Origin of the sequence: Planctobacterium marinum, assembly GCF_020687805.1 — a bacterium.
Taxonomy (GTDB): Bacteria; Pseudomonadota; Gammaproteobacteria; order Enterobacterales; family Alteromonadaceae; genus Planctobacterium; species Planctobacterium marinum.
Window position 1 is genome coordinate 285,366 of record NZ_JAJEWQ010000005.1, and the last position, 12,303, is coordinate 297,668.

Genomic DNA, 12,303 nt, shown 5'->3' on the forward strand with positions numbered 1-12,303 from the left:
ACAGTGCAATTGCTGAGTGGATTTGTGAAAGGTGTATGGCTTGTCACAATGCTGACAGGTTTCCACATAACCACATTCGTTACACATGATGGCCGGTGAATAGCCACGACGATTAATAAAAATCATCACCTGTTGTTGTTGCCTTAAATGGGCATAGATACGCTCCACCAGATAGGGACTGAGTCCGGCATCCAGATGCTGCTCTCTGATATCCAGCAGTTGTTGTATCACCCGACTGCCTTTGACCACCTTATCCCTCAGATGCAGATGTCGATATCTGGAAGTCAGTGCATTGTTTAAGGTTTCCAGTGACGGTGTGGCTGAGCCCATCACTACCGGAATATTAAGCCGTCGGGCGCGCATCAGTGCCAGATCCCTGGCGTGATAGCGAAAGCCATCCTGTTGTTTAAAGGAACTGTCGTGCTCTTCATCTATCACTATCATGCCCGGCCACTTTAGCGGTAGAAATACCGCAGAGCGGGTGCCGATAATGATACCCAGCTCGCCATCCCCGGCTTTTTGCCAGACCGCCAGTCGTTCGTTATCGGTCAATCCCGAATGCCAGACACCTATCTGGACACCAAAACGCTGTTGAAAGCGCGCCAGGGTTTGTGGCGTCAGGCTGATTTCCGGTACCAGCACAATCACCTGACGCTGTTGTTGCAGTTGGTTCTCAATGATTTGCAGATAAACTTCGGTTTTTCCACTGCCGGTAACCCCTTCAATTAAAAAGGGCTGAAAGTCCTTGTGGCTGTTTATGGCGCTGATGGCCAGTGCCTGCTCGGTGGACGCAAAAGGTCGGGCGTTCACCTGTAAGGATTTGGTCCAACTCAGGTCCTGTTTAACTTCCCGCTCTTCATATTCAATCAGCATTTGCTTATACAGGGCTGACAAAATCGGCTTGTTAAACTGTTGTAATAACTCCACTTCCCGGACTGGCTGCTCTTTCAGTAACTGCAGTAACGCCAGTTGCTTTGGTGCCTTGCTCAGACTTTGCCACTGTTTCTGTGTTAGGTCGGGTTTAATGCGCCAGAACTTTTCTGTAGCCCGGCTATTCGGCTCTCCCTTGCGCAGTTTGGCAGGGATAGCCGTGAGCAACACATCACCGATGGGATAACAATAATAACCGGCCGCCCAATTTAACAAGGCCATCATGTCTGGCTTTAACACGGGCTGATCATCAAGCACCTGGGCAAGCTCTTTCAGCTTATTGGCCTGCCACTGTGACTCTGACTTGCTGTTAATTACAATGCCAATCTTTTCGCCATGACCATAAGGCACTCTGACCCGCTTACCGATCAACGTTGTGCCCTGCAGGCTTTCGGGTATCAGATAGTCGAAGGCCTGTCGTTTAGGGATCGACAGAGCTACTTCTGCAAACAATTGGCTCATGTGTTTTGGATAAATCTGTAAAGAATCTGGCTTTTGTGGGGCTGACGCTCAATTTTTAGGCATTTTCGCTTGATCCCCGAAAGACGATACATTAATATGCGCGCCTCTTTGCCTCAAGGGCAAAATGAGAAAGAATTTTTGTAATTAACATCGTATGGTGGCCAGCTTCGGGTTGGTTAGCGATACGGCCTTAATATTGAGGTGCCCCATGCAACAAGGTATTCACCCGGAATACAACGAAGTCAACGCAAACTGCTCTTGTGGTAACAGCTTCAAGATCCGTACTACTCTGAAAAACGATCTGGCTCTGGACGTATGTTCAGCTTGTCACCCGTTCTACACAGGTAAGCAAAAAATCGTTGATACTGGTGGTCGTGTTGACCGCTTTAAAAAGCGCTTTTCAGTACTGGGCAAAAAATAAGATTGCCCCTTACCGATTTATCGCTCAAAACCCGGCTGACGCCGGGTTTTTTGTATCTCTAAAAACGCTCACAGAGTCAGTGCTCAAACTTCCACCCCTGCTCCGACTAGCCAATTTATGCATAGCTGTAAGTGCGCCTGTTATGTTACAGTTGCCGTTACAAAAAGAATTGTTATAGCAATCTTGAGTCTGGTGCGTAATAATAAAAACAAAGCGCCCAGCGCATATTTATAACTATAAGTAATTAGAGCACACTCTAAAACAGAATTTTTCAAGTACCGACGACGACATAACCCACTACTTACTGAGGCCCTACATCTTTATGTCTGAATTACGTCAAAAGGCGCTGGATTATCACGCCTTTCCTAAACCCGGAAAAATCAGCGTTGAATTAACAACGCAAGCTGAAACTGTTGAACATCTGGCACTGGCGTACAGCCCGGGTGTAGCAGAACCTGTGAAAGAAATCGCAGCCGATCCTGAGAACGCCTATAAATACACCATTAAAGGCAACCTGGTCGCAGTAATTTCCAATGGCAGTGCCATTTTAGGTTTAGGGAATCTCGGGCCACTGGCGTCCAAACCGGTAATGGAAGGTAAAGCGCTGTTGTTTAAACGCTTTGCCGGTATTGACTCCATCGATATTGAAGTGCAGCACGATACGGTGCAGGAATTTATCGATACCGTCGCCAATATTTCCATCTCGTTTGGCGGTATTAACCTGGAAGATATCAAAGCCCCCGAGTGTTTTGAGATTGAACAGGCCCTGATTGAACGCTGTGATATACCGGTTTTCCACGATGATCAGCACGGTACAGCCATCGTTACTGCCGCCGGTATGATGAATGCGTTAGAAATCCAGGGTAAAAATCTGTCTGATGCCAAAATTGTCTGTTTAGGGGCAGGTGCTGCCGCCGTTGCCTGTATGGATATGCTGGTTAAATGTGGGGCGCAACGACACAACATTTTTATGTTGGACAGCAAGGGCGTTATCCACAGTGAGCGTGACAACCTGCAACCTCACAAGCAAAAGTTTGCCAATGAAACCGACAAACGCACGCTGGAAGATGCGATTGAAGGGGCAGATGCCTTTTTAGGTGTATCGGGTGCCAACCTGTTAAGTGTTGAAGCCCTGCGCAAAATGGCCCCCAATCCGGTCATTTTTGCCTGCGCTAACCCCGACCCGGAAATTAAACCCGAACTGGCCATGGCGGAACGAGACGATTTAATTATCGCCACCGGCCGTTCTGATTACCCCAATCAGGTCAACAACGTATTGTGCTTTCCCTTTATCTTCCGCGGTGCACTGGATGTCAGAGCGACGGTTATCAATGATGAAATGAAAGTAGCCGCGGTGGAAGCGATAAGAGCACTGGCTAAAGAAGATGTCCCCCACGAAGTGTTGGCGGCTGCTCATGTCAATCATCTGGAATTTGGCAAGGAGTATATTATTCCGAAGCCAATGGATACCCGCCTGTGTCGCCGTGTAGCAACCGCTGTTGCTCAGGCAGCGATAGATTCCGGAGCGTCAAAAATGAGTTGTCTTCCCGTCAATTATCTGTCAGAGTTACCCGCGTAAAAAACGAACGGTAATTTTGCTGACCTAAGGTTAGGCTTCAGTTCACTGAAGCCGGGTGGTAATGCTGAGTATTAAGTGGTTGTTGTTGGTCTGCCCGGTGTTTATCAGACCACAAAATGATATGTAACATCAGTAAAATGACATGATTCGTACGATTAAATAATTATAAGAGTTCGAAAAATGACAAGCCCTGATACCAATCGTCCAGCCACCAGGGAGGCATTGACGAAAGAGCTTCTGGAGCATTATCAGTGTCAGCCTAAGCTGTCTAAGCTAAAAGAAGCGCAACCGCAACTGGAAGCACAGTTTCAGTTTCCCCGCAAAGTCTGGGAAAAGCTGAGAGCAAAGAACTAATTAATAAAACAAGAAGAGTCGCGATTGCGACTCTTTTTTTGTTTCTGATATCACGTTAACACTAACCTGTGTTGCGCATCCCTACTGCAATCCCGGTAATGGTCACCATCATGGCCTTTTCCAGCGTGCGGTCTTCGGTGGTATCACCTAACGCCCGGATGCGCTGTAACAACTCCATCTGCAAATAGTGCAGAGGCTGCAGGTAATCCGCCCGAATAGACATAGACTGTTTGCCTTTGGGATCGGACTCCATCACTTCTTGCTGTTGCAACAGGGTTAATAGTAACTCGATGCTCTGGGTCAGTTCGGTTCTGAGTTTTTCACCAAAGTGGCGCAGCTCCTGAGGTACCAGTTTTTCATCGTACGCCTGCCCGACTCTGGTATCCGCCTTGTAGAACACCATATCCAGCATGGATAATCGCGAACGGAAAAACGGCCAGCTGGCTAACATATCCTGAAGTAATTCTCCCTGCCCTTTATCCAGCGCGCTTTGCACTGCAGGCATAACTCCTAGCCAGGACGGCAACACCATACGGGTTTGCGCCCAGGCGAAGATCCAGGGAATGGCCCGCAAGCTTTCAATTCCGCCGGTGGGTTTACGCTTGGCAGGACGGCTACCCAGTGGTAATTTGCCCAACTCCTGCTCCGGTGTCGCAACGCGAAAGTAAGGCACAAAATCCGGATCATGACGCACCACTTTACGGTAGTTGTCACGGGCATCGGCAGCCATATCGATAATGGCCTGACGCCACTCTGGCTTAGGTGCAGGCGGTGGCAGAATAAAGGCTTCCAGTATGGCACTGGCATATAAATTCAGGCTGCGCTTGGCCAGTGCCGGCATACCAAATTTATAGCGAATCGTTTCGCCCTGCTCCGTCACCCGGAAGCCGCCATCCAGTGAACCGGGAGGCTGCGATAGTATTGCTGAATGAGCCGGTAAGCCACCACGACCAATAGTACCGCCCCGGCCATGGAATAAGGTTAGTTTGATATCGCTTTTCGCCGCAATTGCCACCAACGCTTCCTGGGATTCATACTGCGCCCACCCTGCGGCCAGCGCCCCGGCGTCTTTTGCCGAGTCAGAATAACCAATCATGACATATTGCTGGCCTTTGATATAACCGCGATACCAGTCAATAGCCAGCAGGTCGGTCATGACTTTTGGTGCGTTGTTCAGGTCGTCCAGGGTTTCAAACAGCGGCGCCACCGGCATCGGCCAGCTGACATTCATTTCCTGCAGCAGTAACTGCACCGCCATCACATCTGAAGGCAGGCTGGCCATAGAAATAATATAAATACCAAAGGCTTCGCGATTGTTCTGGGCAATCACCTTGCAGGTATCAATCACCTCTTTCACCTCGTCACTGGGTTGCCAGTTGGTGGGAAAAAGCGGACGCTTGGAGTTTAATTCATGCAGTAAAAAAGCCTGTTTGTCAGCTTCTGTCCACTGGTTGTAATCACCAATACCCAGATGACGGGTCAGCTCGCCAAACACATTGGCATGGCGCTCTGAGTCCTGCCGCACATCCAGGCGCAACAGATGCACACCGAAACAATGGGCACGACGAATGGTATCCAGCAACAAACTGTCAGCCACATTACTCATGCCACAGGCGTGCAACGAGTTATAACAGGCCATCAGTGGTGCTAATATCTCTTCATCAGACTGGATCCAGTCTTCCTGATCCACCGGGAAACCATCCAGATGACTGGCAATGCCGTCACGGGTGAGGATTAGTTGGTCCCAAACCGGGCGCAACAGCGCGCGATACGGCTCCAACGCTTCTTCTCCGACAATACCCCGGATGTAATCGTCACAGTCGGTCATGGATAACTCCACCACCAGACGCTCTATGTCATCAGCAAATAATCGCGCTGCGCGCTTTCTGGCTAACAATAAGACTTTTTGGGTGACTTTAGCGGTAACATTGGGATTACCGTCGCGATCTCCGCCCATCCAGGAGCTGAAATGTACCGGTGTAGCATCCAGCGGTAATCGCTGACCAAACTGAGCAGCCAGTTTGCCATCCAGTTCCCGAATGAAATCCGGCACCGCTTCCCACAGTGAGTTTTCAATAACGGCGAAACCCCATTGTGCTTCATCAACTGGCGTGGGCCTTACTGCCCGAACTTCTTCTGAGTGCCAGGCCTGAGTAATGAGATCGGCGATACGCAATTCTACCGACTTGCGTTGCACTGCACTGAGGTTGTCATCTCTGAGCTGCTTAACACATTGGGTGAGTTCAGAATATTTATGAATAAAAGTACGGCGATACACTTCTGTCGGGTGAGCAGTCAATACCAGATCGATATCCAGTTTTGCCAGGGTTTCAGCAAACGATTCCTGAGAAAAATCCATGTCCTGCAAACGCGCCAATAGCTTTTCCATTGGATCTTCAATGTGTGCGTTGCTGTTGTGTTCCTGCTCGACAATATTGGCCAGGTTCAAAAACTGGGTAAACGCTCTGGCAATGGTCAACAGTTGCTCATTTTCCAGTTCGGAAAACAAGGCCTGTAATTGCTGAGTGGCTTCCTGATCACCCTGATTTGACTTGCGCCCAGACTTTCGAATCGTTTCGATGCGTTGCAACCATTCTTCACCCAACTGATCTTTAATGGTGGTACCTAAAGTACTGCCGAGTTGACGAACAGTATCTCTTAGCTGGTTTTCCATAGCGTCTGACATAGGCTCTCCGAATTTAATAAAATTACAGTTTTTGTGGTTTTTGACCACAGAAAGCCCCTAAACTTACCTCATTTTGTAATTAAATTACAAGAATTACTGAATTGAAGTGCATTTAAAGGCCGAAATAATATCTGTCGCTTTCTGCTATATGCCACTATATGCTTAGAGCGTGTAGTGCTTTGCTACGCAGTTTTGCTATAAAGTGCAACACGCACTGCTTGTGAATGTCGGTTTGGATCTTATTATTTTGATTCGTCTAACTATTTACTTTCTACCTTAAAAACCCGATCAATAGCAAATGACATTGCCATGAATACGGGATCTGAGCGAGCCTGAACTATGAAGCAAACGCCAACGATACTGGCCCTCGCCAGCGAATTTAAAGGCGCGGATTTTATTCGCGAGTGCAAACACCAGGGCTGCGAAGTATTCGTCATCGCCAATGAAAGGTTTAAGGATCACCCCTGGCCCTGGGACTGTATCGACAGATTTCACACCATGCGAGATTTGCGCATTCAGCCTGATCTGACCTATACGGTGGCCTATATGATGCGCCATCATCCGATCGACCGCATAGTGGCGCTGGACGATTATGATGTAGAACACAGCGCTGACCTGCGGGAACACACCCGGCTTCCCGGCATGCAGCACTCCACGGCACGATTGTTTCGTGACAAGCTGGCCATGCGCAGTGCCGCGGCCGCACAGCAAATCCCACAACCCCGCTTCACCGGCATAATGAATCATCACCAGGTGTATGAATTTATGGAAACCGTACCGGCCCCCTGGATTTTAAAGCCCAGAACACTGGCGGGCTCCGAAGGTATTGAAAAATTTTTTCAGCAAGACGATCTGTGGCAAAAACTGGAAAACTTAGGCGATCAACAATCCTGGTTTTTATTGGAAGAGTTTGTCGCAGGCGAGGTGTTTCACGTGGATTCACTGTGCTGGAAAGACGAAGTGATCTTTAGCCAGGCAAGCCAGTATGGTGCACCACCTTTAACCATGTTGCAGGGGCAGGGCATTTTCTCCACCCGGGTTTTGCCCAGAGACAGCGAGGATGTCAGGCAACTGACAGAGTTAAACAGGCAATTGCTGGCAGCCTTTGGGCGCAATTATGGCCCCAGTCACAGTGAATTTATCAAAGGTGAAGACGGCCAGTTTCGCTTTTTAGAGACCTCAGCCAGAGTGGCCGGCGGCAATATCGAACGCACTATAGAATGCGCTTCCAATATCCGGATTTGGCAGGAGGCAGCCAAAATGGAACTGGCAGATTTTCACAATGAACACTACAGCCTGCCAGCGCTGCGGTACGACTACGCCGGTCTGATCGCCTGCCCTCAGGGGTCGCAACCGGTGGATATACACAGTTTTCACGAGCAGGAAATCAGGTATCGCTACAGCACCGATGGTTACAACAGCCTGGTAGTGCAATCTGACGATCATGAGCGGGTGCAGTGGTTATTGCAGGATATTGCAAAAAGACTCGTTCCCTGATGTTGGATTTAGGCAACAACAAAACTATACTGGCAACAAATTTATGAGGTGCTCCACAACGGGGCACTTTCACATTGAGAGACCAAGAATTTGAACAACTGGACCATTGAAGATGCGGAGGAGCTTTATCGTGTAAAGCGATGGGGCGCGGGTTATTTTGAGATAGGCGAAAACGGCAATCTTAAAATAACACCGTCACAAAACAATGAAAGCTTACGCATCGACTTCAAATCCGTTATCGACGAGATCCGCGCAGAAGGCGTCCAATTTCCGGTGGTTGTGCGCTTCCATGACATTTTGCGGGCTCAGGTAGCGAAACTGAATCAGGTATTTCGCGACACCATCAGTAATGCTGAATATCAGGGGCATTACATGGGAGTTTACCCGGTAAAAGTTAATCAGATGCGGGAAGTGGTGGAAGAGGTAGTGGACGCCGGTGAACCCTTCCAGTTTGGTCTGGAAGCAGGCTCAAAAGCCGAACTGTTAACGGTACTGGCTTACAACACCAATCCAGGCGCGCTGACCATTTTAAATGGTTATAAAGATGAAGAGTTTATGCGTCTGGCCTTTATGGGCCTGTTAATGGGTCGCCGCATCATCATCGTCGTCGAAAAATTCAGTGAGTTGTACACCATTGCTAAACTGGCGAAAGAGCTAAAAATCACTCCGGAGATTGGTCTGCGGGCCAAGATGTCGGTGCGCGGTCGCGGTAAATGGGCAGGCTCAGCCGGTGACAGAGCCAAATTTGGCCTATCCACCTCTGAACTGGTGACGGCGGTTCGCTATCTGAAAGATCAGGGTCTGGATGATCGCCTGAAACTATTGCATTTTCATATTGGTAGCCAGTTAACCGATATCCGTGCCATCAAAGACGCCGTAACCGAAGGCGCCCGTATATATGCAGAATTGCGCCATCTGGGAGCCAATCTGGAATTTGTCGATGTCGGCGGCGGTCTGGGCATTGACTACGATGGCAGTGCTTCCACTAACGAGTCCTCCCGCAATTACAGCATCAAAGAATATGTGGGTGATATTGTTTACGGGATGCAGGAGATATGCGACGCAGAAGGCGTACCTCATCCGAATCTGGTCAGTGAAAGTGGCAGAGCCTTAACCGCCCATCACAGTTGTGTTGTGACCGAAATTGTCAGCGAAATTAAGCCAACAGGTAGTCAGTCGGTATTGGCCTGCGATCCAAAAGAACACTTTATCGTCAGTAACATTCGCGATCTGTCGGAAAACCTGGATCGTTATCCCAACTCCCAGGAAATTTACAACGATGCCGGTGACTGGAAAGAACAGGCGCTGAACGCGTTTAAGTTAGGGGTATTAAATCTGGAGCAATTAGCTACCGTCGAAACCCTCTACTGGCAGATCATGCAGGTTATTCAACTGCGCCTGAAGCAGGAAGAGTTTATTCCGGAAGAGCTAAAAGAGCTGGAAGTACAAATGGCGTCTCAGTATCTGGGTAACTTTTCCGTGTTCCAGTCTGCTGCTGATACCTGGGCGATAGATCAGATCTTACCGGTAGTGCCAATTACCCGTATGAATGAAGAACCCACGGTGACCTGTTCCATTGCCGATATTACCTGTGACAGTGACGGTAAAATTGACAATTTCATCGGTGAAGATGGCGTCGCACCTACCATCAAAATGCACGAGCTCAAGCCGGATGAACACTATTACATTGGTTTATTCCTGACCGGCGCCTATCAGGACGTTATGGGCGATATGCACAATTTGTTTGGTCGCCTTAACGAGGTTCACATCTTTAGTTATGACGATGATCCGGAAGATTTTTACATCGAAGAGATCGTGCGTGGCTCCTCGGTGGAGCATGTGCTTAACATCATGCAGTACCATCCCAAGACCATGGCTCAGGATGTCAAACGGGTGATCGATAAGAAGATCTCAGATGGTGAATTAAAACCACGGGACGGGGTAAAGTTAATCGACTTTTACGAAGCTTGCCTTGAAGGTTACACCTACCTGAAAACCACCAGTTAAAATAGGCAACGGCTCTGCAAATCAGGGCCGTTTTTTGTTGAATCTACGCTTCTTAATTTGGACCGGAATTATTTAATGGTGCCATGGCAGTGTGGTACAACTATGAAATTTTCAGTAAATTAGAAGACTCAGAACAGTTTCCCTGCAAGGATCTCGAAAATGAATGAACTGGAATTTGCCGCCGTCTCCCCCTGTGATTATGCTGACGGACTGCCCCGCGAGCAGTTTATGCATTACCACATCAAACCGCTGTGGCACAAAATACCCCGCATCGCCGGTCCGGCCTTCACCGTAAAATGCGCCCCGGGTGATCATCTGATGCTGCACGCTGCGATATACGAAGCCAAACCGGGCGATATTATTGTTTGCCAGGCTGATGAGAAATTTGCAGTATCTGGCGGAAATGTTTGTGCCATCGCCCAAAAACGCGGTATTGCCGGGTTTGTTATTGACGGCGTGGTCAGAGACATTGAAGAGGTCAGAGACATTCAATTCCCCATTTTCGCCCGCGGAGTTTGCCCTAAACCCGGTGCTAAAAAAGTCAAAGAACCACTGAACCAGACTATCCAGTGTGGCGGTGTCACCGTGCATCCTGGTGATATAGTGGTAGCCGATGAAGAAGGCATTGCAGTATTGCCCAAAGCACTGGCCGCGGAAGTTTATGAAATCGGCAAAAAACGCCGGGACAAAGATGCCGCTCTGAGCCTGGAGCAGTGGCAAGCCAATCACGAGCAGCTCATCAAAGACAAATTGGCGTCACTTTAAAATGCTCCCCGGGTGATTGTGTAAAAAACATTCACTCAGTTATATACAGGGCGAGAGTATGAGTGCTCTTTTAGTGTCCAGAAACTAATAATGTTCATTTGGAGATAAACCAAAACTGATTCGTTTGCGGCGTCGGTTCCGGCAAAATTTGTTCGGAGTACTGAACCTAATCACCCTTTACGCGCAATAAACTGCGACATCAGTTAAAACAACGATGAGAGATATCAGGGATGATATCTCAATCAATGCCGAGCACAGGGACGTGCTGTCATTGATGGTCGTCGTTGTTCTGATGGCGAAGTTTATGCTTTTGCGCGTCAGGGGCTGCGGGGGATTCTTAAGGGGGGCGCAGCCCGGTCCCCTTAAGGCGCAGTCGGCGCCCCGACAAGGATTTCAATCAAATGATAATGATTGAATTAGGCCGCGGAGCCAAAAATAATTAGGCTTTGGCTAGGGTTATACTATGTCTGAGTGTCTATCAAAAATCGTCCGCGAACTTGCCCTGGTAGCTATAGCACTTTACAGGCAGCTAAACCTAAGTTTTTTGGTCATATATTTCTAGTAGTGGAGCTTTACTCTGCTCCAACATTTTTTCAGACATTGAATCACACAATGATTTAGACTCGTCATTAATTTCAATTTTAGATTGATCACTGAGAAGCTTATCTAAATTTCTTGCAATATTCTTGGTAGCAGATACAAGATATTCTTTAACTTCTTCCATATCTGCACCTTCATCTTCAAGTTGCTTAGATAAGTTTAAAATATCTTCCGCAGCCTTTACTGTGATTGGAATTTTGGCAATTTCTCCATTATTTGAAAACTCAGATATAAAAAAGGCTGATGCAGCCATTAAAACATGTATTAAGATTTTAATGGCCTCTGCTTGACCTGTAATTTTTGTCCACAAACTTCCACTTTCTATCGTTATAATTTCTATTGGATGATCTACCTCACTTTTACCCAATAGTTTTAAAATTTCGATATATATCTCATTTAAAGCAAGCAGTTTGCTCCCGAATCTTTTTAAATCTCTTACATCGGGTAAATACAAATCAATAATCTTAATTTCTTCAGAAATGCTTGAAACACTCGAATGAACAAAATACGACTCCAGTAAACTATTCAGAACCTCAATAACTGATAACAATTTTTGTGCGGATACACTTAATTCATAGCCACTGGATAGGGAGTACTTTCTAGTATGAATTTCATACAATTCGGAAAACGATGAAATAAAGGATTTTAGTTCATGCAAACATCCCTTGATACTCACTCCCTCAAATCTTAGTACTTTTTCAATCTCTTCGATATTCTGAGCCAGTTTATACGATTCAATAATGATTACTGACGCGCTAAATTTCTTTTCTTCATTAAACAACTGAGTAAGTTTATTCCTCAGAGTGCTTTTTAAGGATGCTGCATGAGGTGAATCTTCAAATACTGCCGCAGAGTTATCTATCATTAACTGAGGAGCTTGCGACAGCAACTTAAGTAATTTAATAAATTCAGGGATGCTTTCAGGGCTTATTGCTTTATAGAGATTACTATAAGCTTTGTTAACGTTCTTTTTATTCATGACTTTCCATAGCTAGCCAATTG

Annotated in this window: 9 protein-coding genes; 6 read left to right on the plus strand and 3 right to left on the minus strand. The window is 47.3% G+C overall.

From position 1 onward, the window contains the following. On the minus strand, positions 1–1,392 hold a 1,392-nt coding region (gene priA, locus LJ740_RS17490), incomplete at its 3' end, for a replication restart helicase PriA (protein WP_229530409.1). Between the two features lie 208 nt (positions 1,393–1,600). Between priA and rpmE the strand changes: the two genes are divergently transcribed. From rpmE to LJ740_RS17505, 3 genes are all read left to right on the plus strand, one after another. Further along, positions 1,601–1,813: a 50S ribosomal protein L31 gene (gene rpmE / locus LJ740_RS17495; protein ID WP_229530410.1), complete on the plus strand. Its 213-nt coding sequence runs from the start codon at positions 1,601–1,603 to the stop codon at positions 1,811–1,813. Positions 1,814–2,135: 322 nt separating this feature from the next. Then, entirely contained in the window at positions 2,136–3,392 is a 1,257-nt protein-coding gene (locus LJ740_RS17500) for a malic enzyme-like NAD(P)-binding protein (protein WP_229530411.1), read from the plus strand. 180 nt (positions 3,393–3,572) lie between these two features. Beyond that, the gene (locus tag LJ740_RS17505) at positions 3,573–3,746 is read left to right on the plus strand and encodes a hypothetical protein (protein WP_229530412.1); all 174 of its coding nucleotides are present in this window, start codon (positions 3,573–3,575) and stop codon (positions 3,744–3,746) included. A gap of 61 nt (positions 3,747–3,807) precedes the next feature. Here the strand turns inward: LJ740_RS17505 and ppc are convergent, their stop codons facing one another. After that, the gene (ppc, locus tag LJ740_RS17510) at positions 3,808–6,432 is read right to left on the minus strand and encodes a phosphoenolpyruvate carboxylase (RefSeq protein ID WP_229530413.1); all 2,625 of its coding nucleotides are present in this window, start codon (positions 6,430–6,432) and stop codon (positions 3,808–3,810) included. A gap of 339 nt (positions 6,433–6,771) precedes the next feature. Here ppc and LJ740_RS17515 point away from each other — a divergent pair, with 339 nt between their 5' ends. The 3 genes from LJ740_RS17515 (at position 6,772) to LJ740_RS17525 (ending at position 10,701) form a co-directional block, all read left to right on the plus strand. Then, positions 6,772–7,929: an ATP-grasp domain-containing protein gene (locus LJ740_RS17515; RefSeq protein WP_229530414.1), complete on the plus strand. Its 1,158-nt coding sequence runs from the start codon at positions 6,772–6,774 to the stop codon at positions 7,927–7,929. 90 nt (positions 7,930–8,019) lie between these two features. After that, entirely contained in the window at positions 8,020–9,936 is a 1,917-nt protein-coding gene (gene speA, locus LJ740_RS17520; RefSeq protein WP_229530415.1) for a biosynthetic arginine decarboxylase, read from the plus strand. 159 nt (positions 9,937–10,095) lie between these two features. Beyond that, the gene (locus LJ740_RS17525) at positions 10,096–10,701 is read left to right on the plus strand and encodes an RraA family protein (RefSeq protein ID WP_229530416.1); all 606 of its coding nucleotides are present in this window, start codon (positions 10,096–10,098) and stop codon (positions 10,699–10,701) included. Positions 10,702–11,236: 535 nt separating this feature from the next. On the opposite strand, the gene LJ740_RS17530 is transcribed toward LJ740_RS17525, so the two are convergent. Continuing rightward, entirely contained in the window at positions 11,237–12,280 is a 1,044-nt protein-coding gene (locus LJ740_RS17530) for a hypothetical protein (RefSeq protein WP_229530417.1), read from the minus strand. Positions 12,281–12,303: the final 23 nt, after the last annotated feature.

Coding starts and splice junctions, on each gene's coding strand:
- rpmE (WP_229530410.1), top strand. CDS start 1,601: ATGCAACAAGGTATTCACCCGGAATACAACGAAGTCAACGCAAACTGC.
- LJ740_RS17500 (WP_229530411.1), top strand. CDS start 2,136: ATGTCTGAATTACGTCAAAAGGCGCTGGATTATCACGCCTTTCCTAAA.
- LJ740_RS17505 (WP_229530412.1), top strand. CDS start 3,573: ATGACAAGCCCTGATACCAATCGTCCAGCCACCAGGGAGGCATTGACG.
- ppc (WP_229530413.1), bottom strand. CDS start 6,432: ATGTCAGACGCTATGGAAAACCAGCTAAGAGATACTGTTCGTCAACTC.
- LJ740_RS17515 (WP_229530414.1), top strand. CDS start 6,772: ATGAAGCAAACGCCAACGATACTGGCCCTCGCCAGCGAATTTAAAGGC.
- LJ740_RS17525 (WP_229530416.1), top strand. CDS start 10,096: ATGAATGAACTGGAATTTGCCGCCGTCTCCCCCTGTGATTATGCTGAC.
- LJ740_RS17530 (WP_229530417.1), bottom strand. CDS start 12,280: ATGAATAAAAAGAACGTTAACAAAGCTTATAGTAATCTCTATAAAGCA.